Here is a 21,460-nt window from a genome sequence, read left to right as displayed (position 1 = left end):
CACGTCACGTTCCTCAAGCTCGATCACAATCCCGCGCCCTTCTGGCTGCGGGTCCGCACAGGTTCGGTCGGAAAAAGAGAGACGCATTCTCCTGTCCCGCAAAGCGTATGCTTCGCGGGGCCGGGGAGGCCTTTCGCTTCTGACGTCGCCGCGACCGGGCCCGGGGGCCCCGCCGTCTTCTTCATCCGTGTGGGGATCGAAGTGCGCTGGAGCCCAAAACTTACGCCCGGCGCGCGAGCGGTCAACGCTGATTCGATTCGAGATTCGTACTTAAATTGTTTGACTCCGCTAAAGCCAAATCCTGCTTGGAGAAATGCTGGTTTCGCCACAGCGACCCTTACGGTTTCGGCCTTTGCGGCTTAGCGGCGCACGCGGAAACGGCGAGAGAGCATGAGCCCTCTCGCCGTTGAAATCATTCATCTATTGGATGACGAAACGGAAAAACCCGCTCCGCACACACCCTCTTTCACCCAAGGTACGTAATCGTACCTAAGGGGTCAGGCGGCGGTCGACAGCTTCTTCAGCTGGGCGGCCAGACGGCTGACCTTGCGCGAGCCGGTGTTCTTGTGAACCACGCCCTTGGAGACGGCGCGCATCAGTTCGGACTGGGCCGTAACGAAGGCGTCCTTGGCGGCCGTGGCGTCACCCGCGACGACGGCTTCCTGGAATTTGCGCAGGAAGGTGCGGACACGCGTGCGGCGCGCCTTGTTCACTTCGGTGCGGGCGGCGATCTTGCGGATCGCCTTGCGGGCGCCGGGGTTGTTGGCCATCGAAAAACCTATGAGACGGAAAACGCCGCAGACCTGACGTCCACGGCGCGGAAATCTGAAGAGGCGCGGCTATAGCGGATGAGGCGGCGGGGGGCAAGAGCCTTGAAAAAGGGCCTGGGGCTTGGGGCGTTCGTAGTCGATCCACCGAGTCTTCCAAGCCCTGATCCCCAAGACCTGAGCCCTATTTCCCCGTGAACACCGGCTTACGCTTCTCGACGAAGGCCGCCATGCCCTCCTTCTGGTCCTCGAAGGCGAACAGGGAGTGGAACAGGCGGCGTTCGAACTGGACCCCTTGGGTCAGGGTCGTCTCAAGGGCGGCGTTGACCATTTCCTTGTTGGCCATGACGGCGAGCGGGCTCTGGGACGCGATCTTCGCGGCGATCTTGCGGACTTCGGTCATCAGGTCGTCGTGGGGGACGACGCGCGAGGCCAGGCCCGCACGCTCCGCTTCCGCCGCGTCCATCATCCGGGCGGTCAGGACCATGTCCATGGCCTTGGACTTGCCCACCAGTCGCGTCAGGCGCTGAGAGCCGCCGATGCCCGGCGCGACGCCGAGGTTGATCTCGGGCTGGCCGAATTTCGCCTTCTCGGATGCCACGATGAAGTCGCACAGCATGGCCAGTTCGCACCCGCCACCCAGGGCAAAGCCGTTGACCGCCGCGATGATCGGCTTTCTGAACCGCACGATCCGGTCGTGGCCGAGGGCGAAATAGTTGCCCGCATACATCTGGGCATAGGTCTGGTCGGCCATCTCCTTGATGTCGGCCCCGGCCGCAAAGGCCTTCTCGCCCGACCCGGTCAGGATCAGGCAGCGCACCGTGTCGTCGAACTCGACCGCATCGAGGAAGTCCGCCAGATCCTTGAACAGGGCCGAGTTCAGCGCATTCAGCGCCTCGGGCCGGTTCAGGGTGACGACGGCGTATCCGTCGGTGTGACACTCGATCAGCAGGTTGGCATAGGTGTCGGACATGGCGGTCTCCGGGACTGGTCCCACCGTCTTAGCCGCCGAAACCGTCGAGACAACCGCGAAGGCGCAGACGTCTCTTGCGAAATCGCCGTCAGCGCCGCCGGCGCACCAGCATCAGGGTCAGAACGGTACGGACGCCTTCGGCGAGAACAATGCAGGCCAACAGCAGATTGGCGATGAGGACCAGGGTGCGGGGCGTCAACGCCGCCGCCATGCTCAGGGTCTCCAGCCTCGTTTCCGCCCACAGCGCGAACAGCCACAAGCTCGCCAGCGTCAGAACGATCAGCCCGACCAGGACCATCAGGGCGACATGGCCCGCGATCAGGGCCGCCTCGGTCAGGGCTGCGTCCTGTGCCGGGCGATGCCGCCGCTGAAGCCAGCCGACGACGGCCGATCCCACGGCTTCGGTCACGACCACCGCGCCCAGAGCGACTAGAAAGGCCAGCCCGGCCGAGAGCGCCAGCGAGCCCTCGGTCCGTCCGACAAGATGCGCTAGCCGCCAGCCATAAAGGCTCCACACCGCCGTACCGACGATCAAGCTGATCCAGAGCTGTTTCTCGCGCAGACTCATCCTCTGGCCTTAGCCCGCGCCGCAGTGCCGCGCCAGACGCACCGGGCGGTACGAAGTTCGCAAACTCGACCCCACCAATCCCTTGCCGCACAAGGGATTGGATCGAAAAACGCGCCTTCGACCTGGCACCGTCCGGGGCTGTGGTAAACTGTCTGTGTTGCGGTCTTTGACATCGTCGCCCTCGGGCGATTTCAGACGATTCAGACTTTTCGGACTCTGTTTTCTGTCGTCCGTCAGGTCTGAACCCGGCCGGGGCTCTTCAGACCCCGAGCATCGCGCCCAGCTTGAGCACCGTGTTCCAGTTCCGGCCGGTGCCCATACCGAGCAGCCTGGGCGTGGCCTTCTTGAAGATGCCCGACTGGCCCATCCCGTCCGGGAACCAGAAATACAAGACCTCGCCGCCGGTCGTCAGGGTCACGGCCTCAACCGCCTCGCCACCCTCGGCCAGGGCGCGGCAGGCCTCGACGGCATCGGGCACGATCCCCGCCTTCATGACCATGGCCAGGACCTGGGCGGGATGGGCGGCGGCCTGTTCGGCGAAGGGATTGGCGGCGATCAGGGCGGACCACTGGTCGGCGGTGCGGACCATGGCGGCGATCTTCAGGCCGAAACGCCGGGCCATCTCCGTCTCGATCGCGACTTCGAGGTCGGCCGGGGCCAGATCGGTCTCGACCACCAGATTGCCGCTGGCCAGCAGGGTGCGCGGGTTCTTCAGCCCCATCTCGACCGCCATGGCGCGCTGTTCGGCGACCGGCGCACGGACCCCGCCGGTGTTCATGCCGCGAAACAGGATGATGCGGTGAGACATGGGGAGGTGCGAGGTGCGAGGGGTCAGGGACGAGGTGAATGAAGCGCGTTCCCGATCTAATGAACAGGGCCGCTGTGGCCAAGCCGGGTCCCTTGCCCTAGCCCCTAGCCCCTAAAGCGCCGCGCGCTTCAGCGTCACCAGCGCCTGTTCCCGAATGGCCGTGTCGCCGACGGCCAGGATCTGACCCGTGCCGTCGATCGCCTCGCCGCGCCAGTTGGTGACCGCGCCGCCTGCGGCCTCGACCACGGGGATCAGGGCCGACCAGTCCCAGAGTTTCAGCCCGGCTTCGGCCACCAGATCGATCCGTCCGGCCGCCACCATCGCATAGGCATAGGCGTCGCACCCATAACGGGCCAGACGCGCCGCCGCCCGCACCTGGGTCCAGGCCCCCAGCTCGGAGCCGGTGAAGATATCGGGATCGGTGGTGGCGATGACTGCCTCGGTCAGGGCCGGACAGGCGCGGGTGCGCAGGGGCGTGGTCGCGTCCCCGCGCATCAGGACGGCCCCTGACGGCCCGCCCAGGAAGACTTCATCGAGATAGGGCTGTGCGATCACGCCGACGCTGGGTGTCCCCTGAACGCGCAGCCCGATCAATGTGGTCCACAGTGGCAGGCCGGCGATGAAGGCGCGGGTGCCGTCGATGGGGTCCAGGATCCAGACGTGTTCGGCGTCGGGCCGATCCTCACCATACTCCTCGCCGATCACGCCGTGGTCGGGATAGTGGGCGGCGATCGCCTGACGAATGGCGGCCTCGGCCTCCTTGTCGGCCTGGGTCACGGGATCGAAGGCCCCCGGACCCGCCTTGTTCTCCTGCGCATACTCGCCGCGAAAGAACGGCAGGGTCACGGCAGCGGCCGTGCGCGCCAGGTCGACGGCGAAGGCTTCAAGGGAGGTCATAGGGCCGAGGGTCTAGGGGCGAGGGAATGACGCTTCTAGCGTCTACACGCCCCGATGTCCTTACCTACTCGACCCTGAAACCTCGACCCTCGAACCTTGGGCTCAGGCGACCGGCTCTTCCGCGTGCAGCGACTTGGCCAGGTCCAGCAGGCGGCGGCGCGGGCGCTCGCCGAGCTGGTAGTAGGCCTGGATCAGGTCGAGGGTTTCCTTCCTGGAAAACATCTCGCCGCCGTTGGCCCCGGCGGCCTCCTTGCGTTCCATGGCCTCGGTCAGGCCGTCGTAGAAATAGTTGACCGGCGATTCCAGCGCCTCGGCCAGCTGCCACAGGCGGGCGGCCGAGATCCGGTTGGCGCCGCACTCGTACTTCTGGATCTGCTGGAAGCGGATGCCGACCTGGAGCGCGAGCTGTTGCTGGGTCAGGCCCAGCAGACGACGGCGACGACGCAGGCGGCGGCCCAGGTGAAGATCGATATCGGTGGCCATGGCCCCATTTCCCCATTCTGATGGAGTGTCCCAAGACGGGACGGCTCGCCTTACCAGCCGCAAGCGACATGCCGGTTTCGCTTGGGGAGGGAGTTGCAGCGTTCGACGAACGGATTCGGCAGCCCTGCGGCATTTCGACAGGCCGGGACGCAACCCGAAAGGTGGCGACGCATTACAGGCCCATCGAAAGCTTGACTTGGAAGGGTCACCACAATGGGTCTCGGAATTATCGGATGGATTGTCATCGGCATCGTCGCCGGCTGGCTCGCGGAAAAGGTCATGGGTCGTAGCCACGGCCTGGTCACCAACCTGATCGTCGGCGTCGTCGGCGCACTGATCGGCGGTTTCATCGCTCAGAATTTGCTCGGCATCCCCGTCGGCGGCTTCAACCTGATCACCCTGCTGGTGGCGTTCGGCGGTGCCGTCCTGCTGCTGTTCCTGCTGGGCCTGGTCAAACGCCGCGCCTGATCCTTCTCAGGATCAGAGCATGAAGAAGGGGCGGTCCTGTCGGGACCGCCCCTTTTTGCTATGCCGGTCGGGAAACCTTACTGAGGCTCGGTCGGAGCCGGTTCGGCCGTCTCGGTCTCGGCGTCGTCAGAGGCCGGTTCTTCGGTCGCCGGCGGTGTCGTGGTTTCGGTCGGGGCCGCGTCCTCGGCGATGGCCGGGGCGGCCGTGAACTCGGTCGAGGTCCAGCCGACCACGACGCCGGCGCCGTCCTGACGCAGACCGCCCAGCGGCACGCCCTTGAGCTGGCCATCCGCGCCACGCACGGTCAGTTCCTGTGCGCCCGCGTCATTGTTGCGCGCGCCTTCCAACTTGCCGAGCACGGTCCCATCAGAACCCTTCACGTCCGAGCCGGGTTGCAGTTGCAGCGTGGCGGGCTGGGCAGCGGGCGCGGCTGCGGCGGGGGCCGGCGGCGTCTGAGCCGGAGCGGGCTGGGTCTGGGGCGAAGTGGGGGCGGGCGGTGTCATCGCCTCCTGCGCCAGGACAGGGGCGGCCGTCAGCATCAGGCCGGCGATGCTGGTCAGAAGAGCGGTCTTGCGGATCATGTCGGATCGGTCCGGGGTTGCGCGGCAGAGGTGCGCCGCAGCCAGACAAACACCCTCCATTTCGGAATGTTTCACCCGCCCCGGAATGACCTTGGGGGCGCCACGGTTGGCCAAATCCCGCTATCAGACCGCCATGAGTTCGCCCCGTCGTCGCCCCGGTATCCTGATCCGCCTGCTCGCCCTGGGGCGCGAGGCCTCGCCCCAGGCCTTCGGCGTGGTGGTGTTCGGCGCCGGTGCCCTGACCCTGATATCGGCAGTGACGCCGGCCTTTTCGAACCGACTGTCGATCGTTCGCGAGACCTTTTCGCCCTTCCTGATCGACATCTCCCATTTCGCGGCCAGCGTGATCGGCTTCCTTCTGCTGCTGCTGGCCGCCGGTCTGTGGCGCAGGCGGCGGGGAGCCTACTGGCTGGCGCTAGGAGCCATGCTGGCGGGCGCGGTCTTCACCATGCTCAAGGGCCTGAACTGGGAAGAGGCGCTACAACTCGTGGCCGTGGCCGCCTTGTTGACGCCGTGCAAGCCGGCGTTCGACCGGCGGTCGCGCCTGGTGGAGCCTCTGCGCCCCGGCTGGCTGCTGCTGGTCGTCACGGCGGTGGTCGCCATGGTCTGGCTGGGCTTCTTCGCCTATCGCGACGTGGCCTATACCGACGAACTCTGGTGGACCTTTCTGAGCGACAGCGAAGCCTCGGGCTTTCTGCGCGCGGCGGCCGTGCTGTCGATCCTCACCCTGCTGATCGCGGCGGTGTCGCTTCTGGCCGCACCCGGATCGGGCCGTCGTAGGCTGCCTGATGCCCAGGATCGGGCCCGCGCCCTGACCGCCCTGGCCGAGGCGGCCCAGTCTCCGCTCCATAGGGCCGCGCCGGAAGCCTGGCTGGCGGCGCTGGGCGACAAGGCCCTGTTGTTCAGCCCCTCCGGCCGCAGCTTCCTCAGCTACCGCGTGCGCGGGCGGCGCTGGATCGCCATGGGCGAGCCGGCGGGGCTGAAATCCGAGCGACTGGACCTGCTCTGGGCCTTCGCCGAACTGGCCGACAGCTATGGTGGGGCCCCGGTCTTCTATTCGGTGGGCGAGGGGTTGCTCGCCGATCTGGCGACCATGGGTCTGGCGGTGCGCAAGGTCGGCGAGACCGCCGTGGTCGAGGTCGCCGCCTTCACCCTGGAGGGCAAGCCGCGCCAGAACCTGAGGACCGCCGTCAACCGCGCCGAGCGCGAGGGGGCGTCGTTCGCCGTCCTGCCGCCCGGATCGGCGTCGGGGATTGGGGAGGAGCTCCGCGCCGTCTCGGACGCCTGGCTGGCCGAGCACAACGGCGAGGAAAAGGCCTTCTCGCTGGGCCGGTTCGACCCCGACTATCTCGACCTGACCCCGCTCGCCGTCGTGCGCCAGACGGTCGAGCAGAGCAGCCGCATCGTCGCCTTCGCCAACCTGTTGCCGGGTGCAGGGGAGGCGAGGGAGGTCGCGATCGACCTGATGCGCCATGTGCCCGATGCCCCGCCGGGGATCATGGACTATCTGTTCATCCGCGCCATCCAGTGGGCGGGGGCGGAAGGCTACGCGGCCTTCGACCTCGGCATGGCCCCCCTGGCCGGGCTGGAGGACCGTCGCGGGGCCCCGGTGTTCGGCCGGGTCGGCGCCCTGGTCTTCGAGGAGGGCGGCGCCCTGTACGGCTTTCAGGGCCTGCGCGCCTACAAGTCCAAATTCTTCCCCGACTGGCGCCCCCGCTTCATCGCCGCGCCTGCAGCCACGCCGCTGGCGCTTGCGTTGCTGGACGTGGCCCTGCTGACGAGCGGGGGGTGGCTGGGGTTGTTGGGGGTGAGGCGCAGGCGATAAGCCCCGCTATCTCCCCTCTTGAGCAGATTTCGTGGCTGCCCTCGGCCGTGTCATGACTATGTCGCGGCCCGTAGCCGCTTGCCGAGAACCCGCCGTGCCCAGCCTGACCCATCTTCAGCGGCTGGAGGCCGAGAGCCTCCATATCCTGCGCGAGGTCGTCGCCGAGGCGGAGCGGCCGGTGATGCTGTATTCGATCGGCAAGGATTCGGCCGTGATGCTGCATCTGGCGGCCAAGGCCTTCTATCCCGCGCCGCCGCCCTTTCCCCTGCTGCACGTCGATACGACGTGGAAATTCCGGGACATGTACGCGATGCGGGAGGCCTCGGCGGCCCGCTACGGCATGGAGCTTCTGGTCCACAGGAACCCCGATGCCGTCGCCCGCAACATCAACCCGTTCGACCATGGCTCGGCCATGCACACCGACCTGTGGAAGACCGAGGGACTGAAACAGGCGCTGGACCTCTACGGTTTCGACGCGGCCTTCGGCGGGGCCCGGCGCGACGAGGAGAAGTCGCGCGCCAAGGAACGCATCTTTTCCTTCCGCTCGGCCCAGCACCGCTGGGACCCCAAGGCCCAGCGGCCCGAGCTGTGGAAACTGTATAACGCCCGCAAGAACCCCGGCGAGAGCATCCGCGTCTTCCCCATCTCCAACTGGACCGAGCTGGACGTCTGGCAATACATCCACCTGGAAAACATCCCGATCGTCCCCCTCTACTACGCTGCGCGCCGTCCGGTGGTGGAGCGGGACGGGATGCTGATCATAGTCGATGACGACCGGATGCCGCTGTGGCCTGGCGAGACGCCGGAACTGCGGTCGGTGCGGTTCAGGACGCTCGGCTGCTATCCCCTGACGGGGGCGGTCGAGAGCACCGCCGATACCCTGCCCGCCATCATTCAGGAGATGCTGCTGACCACGACGTCGGAACGTCAGGGCCGGGCCATCGACCACGACCAGGCCGCATCGATGGAGAAGAAGAAGCAGGAGGGCTATTTCTGATGGCCCTCGACACCGCACCGTCCGTATACAGACCCTCGGATCTGATCGCCGCCGACATCGACGCCTATCTGACGGCGCACCAGAACAAGTCCCTGCTGCGGTTCATCACCTGCGGCTCGGTCGACGACGGCAAGTCCACCCTGATCGGGCGGCTGCTGTACGACTCGAAAATGATCTTCGAGGACCAACTGGCCCAGCTGGAGGCGGACTCCAAAAGGGTCGGCACCCAGGGGTCGGCCATCGATTTCGCCCTGCTGGTCGACGGCCTGGCCGCCGAGCGGGAACAGGGCATCACCATCGACGTCGCCTATCGCTTCTTCGCCACCGACCGGCGCAAATTCATCGTCGCCGACACGCCGGGTCACGAGCAGTACACCCGCAACATGGTCACCGGCGCCTCGACCGCCGACCTCGCCGTCATCCTGATCGATGCGCGGAAAGGCGTCCTGACCCAGACGCGGCGGCACAGCTTCCTCGTCCAGCTGATGGGCATCCGCCACGTCGTCCTGGCGGTCAACAAGATGGATCTGGTCGGCTACGATCAGGCCCGGTTCGACGAGATCGTCACCGAGTACACAGCCTTCGCCGACCGGCTGGGCATGGCCGATGTGGTCGCCATCCCGATCTCAGGCGTCGCCGGCGACAACATCGCCTCGGCCAGCGCAAACACTCCCTGGTATTCCGGCCCGACCCTGATGGAGCATCTGGAGACGGTCGAGGTTGATGCCGACCGCCTGCAGTCCCAGCCGTTCCGCATGCCGGTCCAATGGGTCAACCGGCCCGACCTGGACTTCCGGGGGTTCGCGGGCCTGATCACCTCAGGGCAAGTCCGCCCCGGCGACGCCATCCGCGTCGAGCCCTCGGGCCGCGCCTCGACCATCGCCCGCGTCGTGACCCACGGAGGCGACCTCGACGTCGCGGTCGCGGGCCAGTCCGTGACCCTGACCCTGGCCGACGAGGTCGACTGCTCGCGTGGGGACGTCATCGCGGGCGCGGCCTCACCGCCCCAGGTCGCGGATCAGTTCGAGACCACGATCGTCTGGATGGCCGACGAACCCCTGCTGCCCGGGCGTTCCTACTGGCTGAAGATCGGCGCGCAGCGCGTCGCGGCTCAGGTCACCGAGATCAAGCACCGCATCCACCCCGACAGCCTGGAACATCTGGCCGCGCGCGAACTGGCGCTGAACGAGATCGCGGTCGCCAACCTGTCGCTGGACCGCCCGATCGCCTTCGATCCGTACACGGACATTCCTGACACCGGCGGCTTCATCCTGATCGACCGGATGACCAATGCGACGGTCGGGGCGGGCCTGATCCGCTTTGCGCTCCGCCGTTCCCAGAACCTGCACTGGCAGGCGTTGGACGTCTCAAAGGCCACGCGCTCCTCCGACCTGGGCCAGAAGCCGGCCGTGATCTGGCTGACCGGCCTGTCGGGGTCCGGCAAGTCCACCATCGCCAACCTGGTCGAGAAACGGCTGCGGGCCGAGGGCAAGCACACCTATCTGCTGGACGGCGACAATGTCCGCCACGGGCTGAACCGCGACCTGGGCTTCACCGACGCCGACCGGGTCGAGAACATCCGCCGCGTCGCCGAGGTGGCCAAGCTGATGCTGGACGCCGGACTGATCGTCCTGACCGCCTTCATCTCGCCGTTCCGCTCGGAGCGCCGCGTCGCGCGCGACCTGATGGGGCCCGGCGAGTTCTTCGAGGTCCACGTCGACACCCCCCTGGCCGAGGCCGAACGCCGCGACGTCAAGGGCCTGTACGCCAAGGCCCGTGCCGGCCAGCTCGCCAACTTCACCGGCATCGACAGCCCCTACGAAGCCCCCGAAACGCCTGAGATCGTCGTCGATACGGCCTCGATGACCGCCGAGGCCGCCGCCGAGATGATCGTCGATCGCCTGCGCGACGACGGCTACCTCAGGGCCGATCCGCTGTTCTCGGAGGGCGGCGGGGTTTGATCGCGCCTATTGCGCCAGCATCCCACCGTCGATCTTGAACTCGGTTCCCGTCACGAACTTGCTCTCGTCCGAGGCCAGATAGATCACCGCATAGGCCACGTCGTCCGGCTCGCCGATACGCTTCAGGGGAATGCCGCGCGCCAGACGTTCGTGGGCCTTGGCCTCGTCGCCGTGGGCCATGGCGATGAAGGGGTCGAGGATCGGGGTCTTGATGAAGACCGGGTGGACCGAGTTGACCCGGACGTTCCACTCCATCTTGGCGGCTTCGAGCGCGACGGTCTTGGTATACATCCACACCCCGGCCTTGGTGGCGTTGTAGGCCCCCATACCCGGAGCCCCGGCCAGTCCTGCGATCGACGAGATGTTGATGATCGACGACGGCGCGGCGGCCCTCAGATGCGGCATGGCGTGCTTGCAGCCGAACATCACCGATCGAAGGTTGATCTCGTACTGCCGCTGCCAGTTTTCGGCCGTGTCCTGTTCGGCAAACAGCAGCACGTCGCCGACGCCCGCATTGTTGATCAGCACCGACATCCCGCCCATGTCGGCGGCGGCGCGGGCGACGACGTCGATCCACTGCTCCTCGGACCGCACATCGTGGGCATAGGCGAAGGCGGACCCGGCCACCTCGGCGTTGATGGCGTCGGCCAAGGCCTCCGCTCGCGCGCCGTCCACGTCGGTCAGGGCGACCTTCGCCCCCTCGCGGACCAGCATCCAGGCCATGGCCTCGCCCAGCCCCCCGGCCGCGCCGGTGATCAGGGCCGTCTTGCCCGCGACGCGTCCCGTCATGATTTCACTCCCATGTCCTTCGCGGCCTCGTCGATGAAACGGGCCATCTTGATGTCGAGTTCGGTGACGCCGCCCGCGTCGTGGGTCGTCAGCAACACCTCGACCCGGTTGTAGACGTTCGACCATTCGGGATGGTGATCCATCCTGTCGGCCATCAGCGCGACGCGGGTCATGAAGCCGAATGCGGCGTTGAAATCCTTGAAGATCAGCCGCCGCTCGATCGCCGGGCGATCTCCTTCCGACGCCTGCCACAAGGGCAGGTCGACCAGAACTTCCGCAACGTCAACAGGGGCTTGGGTCATTTTCGATCCTCTTTTGACCGGCGTAGCGCGCCCTGAACCGGGCCACAAGCACCCGTCACGTGTCGCGCGGTCGCGTCGGGAACGTCTGGCCAAGCTTGGGCGTTAGCAAGCGTCGCTGTTCACAGGAGGCCCCCATGGACAATCTCTGGATCGCTGCCCTCAGCCCCGCCGACCGCAAGCGGATCGAACCCCACCTGAACGAGAAGGCCTTCGCCCAGGGCCAGATGCTGTACGACGCCGGCGAGGAGGTCGATGAGGTCTGGTTCCCGCTGAAGGGGGTTGTCTCCCTGATGACCGTCCTGCCCGACGACAAGATGATCGAGACCGCCGCCATCGGCCGTGAAGGTCTGGTCGGCGTCACGTGCGGCCCGATGAACGCCCGCGCCTCCAGCCGCGCGATCAGCCAGTCGGAGGGCGTCGCCGCCTGCCTGCCCAACGACATCTTCTCCGACGCTCTGGGCAGAAGCGAATCCATGCGGATATCGCTGGCCAAATTCACCGAGAGCTTGTTCGCCCAGGTCCAGCAGACCGCCGCCTGCAACGCCCAGCATAGGCTCGACGAGCGGCTGGCCCGGTGGCTGCTGACCATCCACGACCGATCCGACAGCGACCGCGTCAAGCTGACCCAGACCGACATCGCCGGGATGCTGGGCGTGCGGCGCGCCACGGTTTCGGAGGTCGGCGCCCAGCTGGAAGGCCAGCATCTGATCCGTCGCGGCCGGGGCTGGGTCGAGGTGCTGGATCGCAAGGCGCTCGAGACGGCCTCCTGTGGCTGTTACGGCCTGATGCGCGGGGTCATGAAGGATCTGGGCGTGCCGCGTCCCCGCGCTGGCTGATCCACCGAATCCGCCAACCCCGCGTTGCGCCGCGCCGCTCCACGAGCGATGTTACGACAGGCTTTGGGGAATCGACATGATCGAGTTGGTGATCGACGCGCGGCGCAAGGATCTCGGCGGGTTCGAGGTCGGGCGCGTCCTGCCGTTTCCGACGCGCCGGATGATCGGCCCCTTCATCTTCCTGGACCAGATGGGACCGGCGGAGTTCGCACCGGGTGCCGACGCGATCAATGTCCGGCCGCATCCGCACATCGGCCTGTCGACCCTGACCTATCTGTTCGAGGGCGAGATCATGCACCGCGACAATCTGGGGGTGACCCAGGCCATTCGTCCGGGCGAGGTCAACTGGATGACGGCAGGCAAGGGCATCGTCCACTCCGAACGCACCGATCCGCTGAAGAAATCGACCGGCGGCCCCATGCATGGGATGCAGGCCTGGATCGCCCTGCCCGACGGCGCCGAAGACATCGACCCCAGCTTCGACCACCATGGCGAAGACGACCTGCCGGCCTATGAGAACGGCGGCCTGTTCGCGCGGCTGGTGGCGGGCGAGGCCTATGGGGCCGCGGCCAAGGTGAAGACGTCCTCGCCCCTGTTCTATGTCCACTGGGAGATGCAGGAGGGCGTCCGCACGGCTCCCCCGCCCGGCAAGGGTTCGGGCGGGATGAGCGAACGCGCGCTGTTCGTCGCCAAGGGATCGATCGAGGTTGCCGACCGGACCTTCCACGCCGGCCAGATGATCGTGCTGGAGCCGCACGCCGAGCCGACCGTCAAGGCGCTGCAGGGGTCCACCGTCATGGCCTTGGGCGGCGAGCCAATCGGAGAGCGGCTGATCTGGTGGAATTTCGTCGCCTCGACCCAGGCGCGCATCGATGCGGCCAAGGCGGACTGGAAGGCCGGTCGCATGGCCCTGCCCACCGAGGACGATCTGGAGTTCATTCCGCTGCCGGAATGAGCGGGTAGGGAACCTTACCCCTGAGCGGGACGCAGGCCGGGGGCGGCGGCGACCTGGGCCGCGCCGATCTGACGCTTCTCGCCGCCCGAGGCGATGATCCGGTCGATCCGGGCCTTTTCGGCGCGGAAGGCGTTGAGGTCGGCACCCGCCAGAACGGTGCCCTCGGAGGTGCGGATACCGGCCGGATTGATCCGCTGGCCACCGCGCCAGATTTCATAGTGCAGGTGCGGACCCGTCGAGGCCCCGGTCGAGCCGACGAAGGCGACGACCTGTCCCTGGGTGACCCGCTGGCCTGCGCGAATGCCCGACCCATAACGGGACAGGTGGCCATAGCCGGTCTCGAGCCCGTTGGCGTGACGGATGCGCAGCCAGTTGCCGTATCCGCCCCAGCGCCGCGCCTCGACGACGACGCCGTCAGCGGGGGAAACGACCGGCGTTCCGGTCACGGCCGCATAGTCCATGCCCTGGTGCATCTTGCGATAGCCCGACAGCGGGTGGACCCGCACGCCGAATCCCGAGGACACGCGGCGGAAGCTGGACAGCGGGGCCCGCATGGCCGTGGTGCGCAGGTTGCGTCCGGCGGCGTCGAAATAGGCGAACTCGCGCGCACCGGCCGGCTTGAAGCGATAGAAGGCCTGGCCCTTGAGTTCGGCGTACAGCAGGTCGCCGGTCGCGACCGTGCGGCCCTGTTCGGTCACCGAGCGGTCGAACACAAGGGTGAACTGGTCGGCGCTGCGAACGTCACGCCCCATGTCCAGCTTGCCGGCCAGAACCTGAGTGGCCCGACGGATGATGGCGGAGGTGGCACCGAAGGCCCCGGCCGAAGAGGCCAGCGAGCGGTCGATCGTCCCGCGCGCGACGACGGTCTCGTGCGTGACCTTCTCGTCCAACGCCCGCAGGCGCAGCGCGCCGTCGAAGCTGCGGGACACAGTAAGCTGGCTGGCCGGGCCCGTACGCATGGTCAGGCCGATCAGGCGCGGCTCGCCCATCCCGCCACGCGGCTTGGAAATGGCGGTCTCGAACTTCAGGCCCGCGCCCATGGCGTTCAGGTCGAAGGCGTTGGAAATGGTGGCGGCGACGGCGTGGGCCTCGGCGGCACCGATGCCGGTGCGCAGCATGGCCTGCTCGAAGGTTTCGCCCTTGCGGATCTGGACCGCGACGTTTTCTGGGGCGGTCAGTCCGGCGGGAGCTCCGGCGGCGGCGAAGGCGCGCGCTTCGAGCGCATCAACCTGTTGTTGGGTCAGTTCGGGAACTTCCTGCGCCTGAGCGGGTTGGTATACCCGACCGGCGAGAAGCGCGACCGACAAAGCGGCCGTGGCAGTCAGCAGGTGCGGTGCAAAACGCATCGGCTGGCGGCGTGGATCGAACTGAGCCATCGGTCCCCGAAAAATGACGACGCCCCACAGCGCCCCGGAAATCTAAGTCTGAAACGCCAAGTCTGCATAAGGCTATGCAAGGATCGCGCCCGATGTACCCCGGTGTCGCGAGACAGGTCGTATACCTCAGCAAGACCACAATGGAAAGAAGGGCGTTACAAACCGTTAACCGCCGTGACCGCAGGGGAACCTCCCGCCCGGGCGGGGCTTTTCGCCCTTCGCGCGATCAGTCTATGACGAACCTCATGACCCTGCGGCTCCAGGCCACACCCCCCGCCTATTTCCGATGACGGATCACTCCGCGTCGGCGCACGCCGTCGACCCTGAACCCTCCCGGACGCCGACGCCTCGCAAGAGGCGCACAGGGCGCAGGGTCGCGATCGTCGCCCTGATGGCCACGACGGCGCTGGGCCTCGTGGTCGGCGTGGCCTGGCTGAACCGACGGGTGGTGGCGCGCGAGGTTCTGGTCGGCTGGCTCGATGACCGGGGCGTGCCTGCGACCGTGCGTGTCGATCGGCTCGAGCTGGACGGCTTCGTCGGTCGGATCGTCGTCGGCGATCCCCGCGATCCCGATTTCTCCGGCGACGTCAGCGTCGACTATCGCCTCACGGGCCCGTGGACCGGGGCCGGGTTCGGTGTGACCCCCAGCCGCATCCTCCTGACCCGGCCGGTTCTGAAGGCCCGCTGGTCCGACAATCGCTTCTCCATGGGCAGTCTCGATCCGGTCATCGAGGAATTCACCGGCCGACCGCCGCAACCTGACAGCCGCTCTCCGCTCATCATCGTCCAGGGCGGCCGCCTGAACCTTGCGACCGACTACGGCCCGGTCACTGCCTTCGCCGACCTGACTGTCGACAACGGCAAGCTGATGCGGCTGAAGGCCAGGACCCCCGACCTGCGCCTGGCCCAGGGGGAGACGCAGGCCACGGGTCTGGCCGCCACCCTCGACCTGACCACCACCGGCGACCGCGTGGCGCTGGGGCTGAACCTGCGCGCCGCCGACCTGTCAGGCCCGGTCGTGTCAGGCCGCAATGCCCGCATCGGCCTGATCGCCGACTTGCCCTATCCGGACCTGAAGACCCGACGTGGCGACGGCCGGGCCTCGTTCGACCTGTCGATGACCGGGGACGCCCTGGGCGTCGGCGGTGTGGCCACGTCTTCGCCCAATGCGCGCCTGACGTTCAGCGGCCAGACCACCGGCTGGATCGAGACCTTCCGCATCGCCGGCGACCTGACCGGGACCTTGCGCGCCGCCGCTGTGACCGGGGAGGGTCTATCCGCCACTGCACCGAACCTGGGCCTGACCGCGACCCGGCTCGACCTGTCGCGCCAGAACGCGGGCGACCTCACGTGGTCGGCGACCGGCCCGGCGACGCTGACAGCGACCCGCGCCTCTGCGGGTGAACTGACCCTTGCCGATCTCGCCGTCCGGTCGTCGACGCTGGCGTTCGGCGGGCGCGGTGCAGGTTTCGAGGCCACCGGCCCTGTGGTCCTGACCGCCGCGACGGCCACCTTCGGCGATCTGAACCTGACGGGTCTCAACGGCACGGCCGATCTGGACATGATCCAGGGGGACCAGACCCTCATCCAGGCCACGGGCGCGCTCAAGAGCTCCGGTGGTCGCTGGCCCCTGTTCGGCCCGATCGGGCCCGACGACGTGCCGGAGCTTGCCGCCATGAAGGCCGCGCTCGGCGACTTCGCCGTCGACCTGCCGTCATTCCGTCTCAGCGCGGGCACGCTCGGAACCCGGATCGACCTGACCGCCCCGGCGCGCCTGACGCCCCGTAACGGCGGTGTCCTGACCGTCCTGCCCGTCGCCCGCCCGATCTTCTCGGCCGCGCCCGGTGAGCTCGGCGGTGGCGCGCTGAAGGTCACGGCGACGCGTGGCCGGGGCCTGCCCGAGGCGACCTTCGACGTGCCCGACTGGCGGCTGACCCCCGGCGGCTTCTCCGCCCGCCTAGACGGCCGCGCCAGGCTCGACTTCGGCCTCGCCCAGGGCCTCGACGTCACCACCTCCGGCACGTTGTCCACCGATCGCGGCGTCCTGACCTATGCCGCCGCCCGCTGCCTCGACGTCGTGGTCGAACGGCTGGAGCTGGGCGAGAACGACGTGTTCGACGTCGCGGGCCAGGCCTGTCCGGCAGGCCGTCCCCTCGCCGAGGTCCGCGATGGACGCTGGCGCGCGGACCTCGGCCTGAAAGCCTTCTCGGCCAGGGCCCCCTTCCTAGCCCTCGACGTCGACCGGATCGAGGGGACGGCGGCCGTGACCGGATCGCCCTCGGGCATCGGCCTGACCGCCGACATCGCCTCCGCCCGCGTCAACGACGCCACCACGCCGCGCCGCTTCAACCCCCTGTCCGCCTCGGGTTCGGCCACTCTGAGCGGCGAGAGCTGGACCGGCGGCTTCGACCTGGTCTCAGGCCAGACGCCCATCGCCCATCTGGACCTGACTCACGACGGCCTGACCGGGCGCGGCGGCGTGGAGATCGACACCGGAACGCTCACCTTTGCCCCCGGCGGCCTCCAGCCCGTCGATCTGACGCCGCTCGTCGCCGGGATCGTCAGCCCGCCGGTCACCGGCTCGGCGGCCTTCAAGGGCCAGTTGGCCTGGGATCCTGCGCTTCCGGAGGGCATCAGCTCCGGCCGCCTGACTGTGCCCGGGATCGATTTCACCTCCCCCGCCGGGCCGGTGCAGGGTCTGCGCGGCACCATTGACTTCACCAACCTCGCCCCGCTGACCACGGCACCGGGCCAGATCCTGCATGTCGACAAGCTGGTGACGATCACCGACCTGACCGATCTCGACGTCAATTTCGCGCTCGGCAAGGCCGCCGTCACCGTCTCGGGGGCCGAGATTCAAGTTGCGGGCGGCTTCATCCGCATCGAGCCCTTGCTGCTGCCGCTCGACCGGACGACCCCCTTCGACGGCGTCATCGTCTTCGACCGGGTCCAGCTGGGCGAACTGGTCAAGGGGGCCGGGTTCGACGACAAGGTGGCGCTGGACGCCGTCGTCTCCGGCCGCCTGCCCTTCACCTACGATCCTGTCGCCGGCGTTCGCATCCAGGCCGGAACCCTGGCCGCCGTCCAGCCCGGCCGTCTGTCGATCCAGCGCGAGGCCCTGTCGGGGATCGAGGCTGGGGGCGGGGGCGCCATCCCGCCCGGTACGGTCGAGGACCTCGCCTATCAGGCCATGGAAAACCTGGCGTTCGACACCCTGTCGGCCAATGTGAACAGCGAGGGCGACGGCCGGGTCCGGCTGATGTTCGCCATCAAGGGTCGCCACGACCCGCCCGAGCGTCAGGAGCTGCGCCTGACCATCCCCGAGCTGATCAGCCGCCAGTTCCTGAACCGGCCCCTGCCGTTGCCCAGTGACACGGGCATCGACCTGAACCTGAACACCACATTGAACCTGAACGAGGTGGTCGGTGACCTCTTGGCCATCAACCGCGCCCGCAACGCCGCACCGGCCACGCCATCGGGAACATCGCCCTTACCTTGACCGTTAGACCCGCATAGACGTTCAGATCGCATTCACCGCTCGCGGCGCACTGAAGCCTACGAACCGTCGATCCTGGAGACCCCCCGCCATGACGCCGCCAAAGAGCTTTCCCCGCCGCCTCGCCTTCGCGGCCCTGGCCTCGACCGTGATGGTCGGGGGTCTGGCTGCCTGCACGCCCACGATCCGCCTTCAGGTCGATCCGATCCAGATCAATGCGACGCTGGACGCCAACGTCCGCATTCGCCTCGATCAGGAGCTTCAGGACCTGCTGCGCGAAAACCCGAACCTGTTCTGATCGAAAGATGATCACGATGAACCGCAATCTCCTCGCCGCCGCCTTCGCCGTCCTGGCGCTGGGTTCGGCCGCCGTCACGGTATCGGCCCTAGTCCCAACACCGGCCATGGCCCAGACCTCGGCCCAGAAGGCCCTGATCGACGCCGCCAAGGCCCAGGGCGTGGTCGGCGAACAGGCCGACGGCTTCCTCGGCTTCCGCACCGCCTCGTCGGACTCAGCCCTGCGCGACGCCGTTACGACCACCAACTCGGCTCGCCGCGCCGCCTATGCCCAGAGCGCGGCCGGGGCCGGCACCACGGCGGACGTCGCCGGCGTGCGCATGTTCGAGACCCTGATCCAGGCCCGCATCCCCTCGGGCCAGTGGTACCGCAACGCCTCGGGCACCTGGGTCCAGAAATAGGCTCACCCGCCCGCGACCCCCGAACCGCGACCATGCGGCCGCCGACAGGCCCCGCATGATCTGATAGGACAGACGGCATGGATCACCCTGCCGTCCGTTTTGTGTTGCGCCTGTTGCTGGCCATGGTGGTGGCGGCGGCCGGAACCGGAGCCATCGCCGGCTTCTGGACCCTGATCGGCGGTGGCGAGCTGACGATCCACGGCTGGATCGCCCTGACCCTGGGCGTTCTGGGCACCATCGGCCTGACCTGGGGCCTGATGGGCCTGGCCTTCCGCTCCCACCGCGATGGCTGGGACGACCGCGTCGACAACTCGCTGGATCCGGGGCGGGAGGGGGAGGATTAAGCTCCCGCCAGCGCCGGCAGAAACAACTGCTCCGTCAGCGCCCGCACCACCGGCGTCGCCACAGCGTCGCCCATCAGGGTCAGCGCCCCGCTCTCGCTCCCCGGCAGGCGAAAGTCGTCGGGAACCCCCATCAGACGAGCCGCCTCGCGCCCGGTCATCCGCCGCGCCCGCACCCGCCCGGCCTCGCAGACCAGGACGTACTGCCGCGACGACCCGCCCGACGGCGTCCTCAGACATCCCGCCAGCCCGTCCAGACGCACCTCCAGCCGCTGGACCTTGACGCCCGCCTCGACCCGGACCCGCCGGAAGGCCGCCGCCACCCGACGCTCGCCCGATGCCGCCGCCGCGTCCAGCCGCGCGCGGTGCAGGGGCGCGGTCAGGGCCAGCAGGCGTTCGGTCTGGGCCGCGTCGAACCAGTTCACCGCCGCGTCCGGCTCCAGCACACCGGTCAGATCGACATTCCGCCTGGGCGGTTCAGCCAGCCGCCACCAGGCCCAGGCCGCCCGCACCCGGTCGGGCAGGACCGCATGGGCGGCCATCAGTCGCCGCGAATGGAATGGGGCGACCGGTCTCGGCCCCTCCGCTCCCGTCACGCCGCGCATCCCGATGATGAACAGACGGGGCCGCGACTGGGGCAGCCAGGCCGCCGCATCGACCTCCAGCGCTCCGACCGTATAGCCCGCCTCGACCATGGCCCCACAGACGGTGGCGAAGTCCCGTCCCCGACCCGAGGTCAGCAGGCCGACCACATTTTCGACCACCACGATGCGCGGGCCCCGTCTCTCCGCGTCCAGCCCCTGCATCAGCCGCCAGAACCCCCAGAAGGCCCCCGACCGCCGCGCCTCCAGCCCGCCCCGCGCGCCGGCCAGGCTGACGTCCTGGCACGGCGACGAGGCCCAGCACAGGTCGGGCGTCCCCGGCAGGTCTGCGACCGCCAGGTCCCAGACGTCGCCCTCGTGCAGCGGGACGTCTGGATGATTGTCGCGAAACGCGCGCGCCTTCATCGGCGACAGATCATTGGCGAAGTTCATCTGAAACCCTCGCCCCCCGGCAGTCAGCCCGATCCCCGCCAGCCCGCCGCCCGCGAAGAACTCGAACGCCGTCGGTCGTGTAGGAGTGGGTGGTCGAATCGCCATCCGGGAACCTTAGGCACCGGGCCCGAGGAAGGCGACGCCGAGCCTCTCTCCTTCCTTTCGTCATTGCCGGGCTTGACCGGGCAACAAGGCGGCGCCGAAGGCGATTTGTTCAGACACGGCATTTCAAGGGCTCGTGTGCGCGACAGGTTCGCGCTCTCGCGCGCCGCTGGGTTCCGGGTCTCCGCTGCGCTGCGCCCGGAATGACGAAATTAGAGATGAGGCCTTAGCTTGAACGCGACGGCATCCGCAGTCACCATGGCTCGAGCACCAAGGACCACCTCATGCGCCCCATCGCCGCCGCGCCCTTCATCGCAGTTCTCGCCCTCGCCGCGTGTTCGGAACCGGCGTCGCAGCCCACCTCTGCCCCCGCGCCCGCACCGGCCGCCGCGACCTTGGCCGGTGTCGATCTCAACCAGCCGGTTCGGGCGCTGGGCACCGAACCCTTCTGGGGCGTCGAGATCACCGCCTCGGCGATCACTTACACCAGCATCGAGGGCCCGCCGCAGACGGGCACCAACTCCGGCCCGACGCTCCAGGGCACGACCGCCACCTATGCCTCGACCATCGGCGACCAGCCCATCGAGATCACCCTGATCGCCACCGAATGCTCGGATGGCATGAGCGACCGCACCTATCCCCTGACCGCCATGGTCAAGCTGGGCGGCGAAACCCTGAACGGCTGCGCGGCGTCCAAGGCCGCGCTGGAGGCCCAGCCCCCGGCCTAACCGCCCAGCAAGGCCCCAACCCCCGGCACCGTCTTGACCGCCTCCCCCAGAGGATCTGCCCCCGTCACCGTTCGCAGCCGGTTGCGCGCGGCGGGTAGCAGCCGCTTCAGCTCATCGCGCCCGACGCCGACTTTCTCCAGCCGCCCCAGCACGGCCATGGCGTCGGCGATCGCCTTGCCCGACAGACCCCCGGCGCTCTTCATCAACCCGCCCATCAGCCCCCCGCGCGGCGGCTTCGCCTCGTCGGACAAGGCCGCCTCACGCGCGCCCGACACGGCCGCATAGACCGCCGCCATCGCCTCCGGCTCGGCATGTTTCTCCAGCAATCCCAAGGCGCTGACCAGTGCAGCGCGGGCCTGTTCCGGGGTCAGTCCGGCCTTGTCGGCGGCGGCTGAGATCAGGTCGTCGAGGGGAATCATCGTGCTCATGGCCTCGCCTTAACGGTTCTCAAAGCGTGTGGCTCCTACAGTGTGCG

At 68.1% G+C, this 21,460-nt stretch carries 23 protein-coding genes; 11 read left to right on the top strand and 12 right to left on the bottom strand.

What is annotated here, in order from left to right; translation table 11 throughout:
* Positions 1-497: 497 nt before the first annotated feature.
* The 6 genes from rpsT to O5K39_RS19510 form a co-directional block, all read right to left on the bottom strand.
* The gene (gene rpsT / locus O5K39_RS19535; protein ID WP_271145256.1) at positions 498-770 is read right to left on the bottom strand and encodes a 30S ribosomal protein S20; all 273 of its coding nucleotides are present in this window, start codon (positions 768-770) and stop codon (positions 498-500) included.
* A 181-nt stretch (positions 771-951) separates the two neighbouring features.
* Positions 952-1,740 (bottom strand): enoyl-CoA hydratase-related protein, encoded by a 789-nt coding sequence (locus O5K39_RS19530; RefSeq protein ID WP_271145255.1) that lies wholly within the window; start codon positions 1,738-1,740, stop codon positions 952-954.
* Between the two features lie 88 nt (positions 1,741-1,828).
* Positions 1,829-2,308, bottom strand: coding sequence for a hypothetical protein (locus O5K39_RS19525; protein ID WP_271145254.1), 480 nt, complete (start codon positions 2,306-2,308; stop codon positions 1,829-1,831).
* Positions 2,309-2,567: 259 nt separating this feature from the next.
* Positions 2,568-3,116, bottom strand: a complete 549-nt coding sequence (locus O5K39_RS19520) for a DUF1697 domain-containing protein (RefSeq protein WP_271145253.1) — start codon at positions 3,114-3,116, stop codon at positions 2,568-2,570.
* 111 nt (positions 3,117-3,227) lie between these two features.
* Entirely contained in the window at positions 3,228-4,013 is a 786-nt protein-coding gene (gene hisN, locus O5K39_RS19515; protein ID WP_271145252.1) for a histidinol-phosphatase, read from the bottom strand.
* A gap of 102 nt (positions 4,014-4,115) precedes the next feature.
* Positions 4,116-4,496: a helix-turn-helix transcriptional regulator gene (locus O5K39_RS19510; RefSeq protein WP_271145251.1), complete on the bottom strand. Its 381-nt coding sequence runs from the start codon at positions 4,494-4,496 to the stop codon at positions 4,116-4,118.
* A 213-nt stretch (positions 4,497-4,709) separates the two neighbouring features.
* Between O5K39_RS19510 and O5K39_RS19505 the strand changes: the two genes are divergently transcribed.
* Positions 4,710-4,964, top strand: a complete 255-nt coding sequence (locus O5K39_RS19505; RefSeq protein WP_271145250.1) for a GlsB/YeaQ/YmgE family stress response membrane protein — start codon at positions 4,710-4,712, stop codon at positions 4,962-4,964.
* 77 nt (positions 4,965-5,041) lie between these two features.
* Here O5K39_RS19505 and O5K39_RS19500 read toward each other — a convergent pair whose 3' ends face one another.
* Positions 5,042-5,545 carry a superoxide dismutase gene (locus O5K39_RS19500; protein ID WP_271145249.1) on the bottom strand — a complete coding sequence of 168 codons (504 nt, stop codon included), beginning with the start codon at positions 5,543-5,545 and terminating at the stop codon, positions 5,042-5,044.
* A 106-nt stretch (positions 5,546-5,651) separates the two neighbouring features.
* On the opposite strand from O5K39_RS19500, the gene O5K39_RS19495 reads away from it, so the two are divergent.
* Genes O5K39_RS19495 through cysN form a run of 3 tightly spaced genes read left to right on the top strand, consistent with a single transcriptional unit; the run spans position 5,652 to position 10,328 of the window.
* Positions 5,652-7,370 (top strand): phosphatidylglycerol lysyltransferase domain-containing protein, encoded by a 1,719-nt coding sequence (locus O5K39_RS19495; RefSeq protein WP_271145248.1) that lies wholly within the window; start codon positions 5,652-5,654, stop codon positions 7,368-7,370.
* A 52-nt stretch (positions 7,371-7,422) separates the two neighbouring features.
* Positions 7,423-8,367 carry a sulfate adenylyltransferase subunit CysD gene (gene cysD, locus O5K39_RS19490; protein ID WP_271145247.1) on the top strand — a complete coding sequence of 315 codons (945 nt, stop codon included), beginning with the start codon at positions 7,423-7,425 and terminating at the stop codon, positions 8,365-8,367.
* The gene (gene cysN / locus O5K39_RS19485) at positions 8,367-10,328 is read left to right on the top strand and encodes a sulfate adenylyltransferase subunit CysN (protein ID WP_271145246.1); all 1,962 of its coding nucleotides are present in this window, start codon (positions 8,367-8,369) and stop codon (positions 10,326-10,328) included. Before cysD ends, cysN begins: the two co-directional genes overlap by 1 nt.
* Before the next feature lie 6 nt (positions 10,329-10,334).
* On the opposite strand, the gene O5K39_RS19480 is transcribed toward cysN, so the two are convergent.
* Entirely contained in the window at positions 10,335-11,117 is a 783-nt protein-coding gene (locus O5K39_RS19480; protein ID WP_271145245.1) for an SDR family oxidoreductase, read from the bottom strand.
* Entirely contained in the window at positions 11,114-11,419 is a 306-nt protein-coding gene (locus tag O5K39_RS19475) for a 4a-hydroxytetrahydrobiopterin dehydratase (protein ID WP_271145244.1), read from the bottom strand. The genes O5K39_RS19480 and O5K39_RS19475 overlap by 4 nt, the downstream gene beginning before the upstream one ends.
* 134 nt (positions 11,420-11,553) lie before the next feature.
* Between O5K39_RS19475 and O5K39_RS19470 the strand changes: the two genes are divergently transcribed.
* A complete protein-coding gene (locus tag O5K39_RS19470; RefSeq protein ID WP_271145243.1) occupies positions 11,554-12,255 on the top strand; it encodes a Crp/Fnr family transcriptional regulator in 702 nt (233 codons plus the stop codon).
* Between the two features lie 76 nt (positions 12,256-12,331).
* Positions 12,332-13,210, top strand: coding sequence for a pirin family protein (locus tag O5K39_RS19465; RefSeq protein WP_271145242.1), 879 nt, complete (start codon positions 12,332-12,334; stop codon positions 13,208-13,210).
* 14 nt (positions 13,211-13,224) lie between these two features.
* On the opposite strand, the gene O5K39_RS19460 is transcribed toward O5K39_RS19465, so the two are convergent.
* Positions 13,225-14,586: a M23 family metallopeptidase gene (locus O5K39_RS19460; protein ID WP_271145241.1), complete on the bottom strand. Its 1,362-nt coding sequence runs from the start codon at positions 14,584-14,586 to the stop codon at positions 13,225-13,227.
* A gap of 391 nt (positions 14,587-14,977) precedes the next feature.
* Between O5K39_RS19460 and O5K39_RS19455 the strand changes: the two genes are divergently transcribed.
* From O5K39_RS19455 to O5K39_RS19440, 4 genes are all read left to right on the top strand, one after another.
* A complete protein-coding gene (locus O5K39_RS19455) occupies positions 14,978-18,085 on the top strand; it encodes a YdbH domain-containing protein (protein ID WP_271145240.1) in 3,108 nt (1,035 codons plus the stop codon).
* A gap of 88 nt (positions 18,086-18,173) precedes the next feature.
* Positions 18,174-18,380, top strand: coding sequence for a YnbE family lipoprotein (locus tag O5K39_RS19450; RefSeq protein WP_271145239.1), 207 nt, complete (start codon positions 18,174-18,176; stop codon positions 18,378-18,380).
* 16 nt (positions 18,381-18,396) lie between these two features.
* Positions 18,397-18,780 (top strand): YdbL family protein, encoded by a 384-nt coding sequence (locus O5K39_RS19445; RefSeq protein ID WP_271145238.1) that lies wholly within the window; start codon positions 18,397-18,399, stop codon positions 18,778-18,780.
* A gap of 77 nt (positions 18,781-18,857) precedes the next feature.
* Entirely contained in the window at positions 18,858-19,124 is a 267-nt protein-coding gene (locus O5K39_RS19440; RefSeq protein ID WP_271145237.1) for a hypothetical protein, read from the top strand.
* On the opposite strand, the gene O5K39_RS19435 is transcribed toward O5K39_RS19440, so the two are convergent.
* Entirely contained in the window at positions 19,121-20,260 is a 1,140-nt protein-coding gene (locus O5K39_RS19435; RefSeq protein WP_271145236.1) for a DNA cytosine methyltransferase, read from the bottom strand. The genes O5K39_RS19440 and O5K39_RS19435 overlap by 4 nt on opposite strands.
* Before the next feature lie 281 nt (positions 20,261-20,541).
* On the opposite strand from O5K39_RS19435, the gene O5K39_RS19430 reads away from it, so the two are divergent.
* Entirely contained in the window at positions 20,542-20,985 is a 444-nt protein-coding gene (locus O5K39_RS19430) for a hypothetical protein (RefSeq protein ID WP_271145235.1), read from the top strand.
* On the opposite strand, the gene O5K39_RS19425 is transcribed toward O5K39_RS19430, so the two are convergent.
* Positions 20,982-21,413, bottom strand: coding sequence for a hypothetical protein (locus O5K39_RS19425; protein WP_271145234.1), 432 nt, complete (start codon positions 21,411-21,413; stop codon positions 20,982-20,984). The two genes, O5K39_RS19430 and O5K39_RS19425, sit on opposite strands and share 4 nt — an antisense overlap.
* Positions 21,414-21,460 lie beyond the last annotated feature (47 nt).

Origin of the sequence: Brevundimonas sp. NIBR10 (genome assembly GCF_027912515.1) — a bacterium.
In the GTDB taxonomy this organism is placed as follows: Bacteria; Pseudomonadota; Alphaproteobacteria; order Caulobacterales; family Caulobacteraceae; genus Brevundimonas.
This window is presented reverse-complemented; position numbering and strand designations above follow the sequence as displayed.

Bases quoted from the DNA above. Each gene is read 5' to 3' on its own strand.
- cysN (WP_271145246.1), top strand. From the start codon at position 8,367: ATGGCCCTCGACACCGCACCGTCCGTATACAGACCCTCGGATCTGATC.
- O5K39_RS19505 (WP_271145250.1), top strand. From the start codon at position 4,710: ATGGGTCTCGGAATTATCGGATGGATTGTCATCGGCATCGTCGCCGGC.
- O5K39_RS19430 (WP_271145235.1), top strand. From the start codon at position 20,542: ATGCGCCCCATCGCCGCCGCGCCCTTCATCGCAGTTCTCGCCCTCGCC.
- O5K39_RS19450 (WP_271145239.1), top strand. From the start codon at position 18,174: ATGACGCCGCCAAAGAGCTTTCCCCGCCGCCTCGCCTTCGCGGCCCTG.
- O5K39_RS19425 (WP_271145234.1), bottom strand. From the start codon at position 21,413: ATGAGCACGATGATTCCCCTCGACGACCTGATCTCAGCCGCCGCCGAC.
- O5K39_RS19465 (WP_271145242.1), top strand. From the start codon at position 12,332: ATGATCGAGTTGGTGATCGACGCGCGGCGCAAGGATCTCGGCGGGTTC.
- O5K39_RS19530 (WP_271145255.1), bottom strand. From the start codon at position 1,740: ATGTCCGACACCTATGCCAACCTGCTGATCGAGTGTCACACCGACGGA.
- O5K39_RS19475 (WP_271145244.1), bottom strand. From the start codon at position 11,419: ATGACCCAAGCCCCTGTTGACGTTGCGGAAGTTCTGGTCGACCTGCCC.
- cysD (WP_271145247.1), top strand. From the start codon at position 7,423: ATGACTATGTCGCGGCCCGTAGCCGCTTGCCGAGAACCCGCCGTGCCC.
- O5K39_RS19455 (WP_271145240.1), top strand. From the start codon at position 14,978: ATGGCCACGACGGCGCTGGGCCTCGTGGTCGGCGTGGCCTGGCTGAAC.
- O5K39_RS19500 (WP_271145249.1), bottom strand. From the start codon at position 5,545: ATGATCCGCAAGACCGCTCTTCTGACCAGCATCGCCGGCCTGATGCTG.
- rpsT (WP_271145256.1), bottom strand. From the start codon at position 770: ATGGCCAACAACCCCGGCGCCCGCAAGGCGATCCGCAAGATCGCCGCC.
- O5K39_RS19460 (WP_271145241.1), bottom strand. From the start codon at position 14,586: ATGGCTCAGTTCGATCCACGCCGCCAGCCGATGCGTTTTGCACCGCAC.
- O5K39_RS19520 (WP_271145253.1), bottom strand. From the start codon at position 3,116: ATGTCTCACCGCATCATCCTGTTTCGCGGCATGAACACCGGCGGGGTC.
- O5K39_RS19435 (WP_271145236.1), bottom strand. From the start codon at position 20,260: ATGGCGATTCGACCACCCACTCCTACACGACCGACGGCGTTCGAGTTC.
- O5K39_RS19525 (WP_271145254.1), bottom strand. From the start codon at position 2,308: ATGAGTCTGCGCGAGAAACAGCTCTGGATCAGCTTGATCGTCGGTACG.
- O5K39_RS19445 (WP_271145238.1), top strand. From the start codon at position 18,397: ATGAACCGCAATCTCCTCGCCGCCGCCTTCGCCGTCCTGGCGCTGGGT.
- hisN (WP_271145252.1), bottom strand. From the start codon at position 4,013: ATGACCTCCCTTGAAGCCTTCGCCGTCGACCTGGCGCGCACGGCCGCT.
- O5K39_RS19470 (WP_271145243.1), top strand. From the start codon at position 11,554: ATGGACAATCTCTGGATCGCTGCCCTCAGCCCCGCCGACCGCAAGCGG.
- O5K39_RS19480 (WP_271145245.1), bottom strand. From the start codon at position 11,117: ATGACGGGACGCGTCGCGGGCAAGACGGCCCTGATCACCGGCGCGGCC.
- O5K39_RS19510 (WP_271145251.1), bottom strand. From the start codon at position 4,496: ATGGCCACCGATATCGATCTTCACCTGGGCCGCCGCCTGCGTCGTCGC.
- O5K39_RS19440 (WP_271145237.1), top strand. From the start codon at position 18,858: ATGGATCACCCTGCCGTCCGTTTTGTGTTGCGCCTGTTGCTGGCCATG.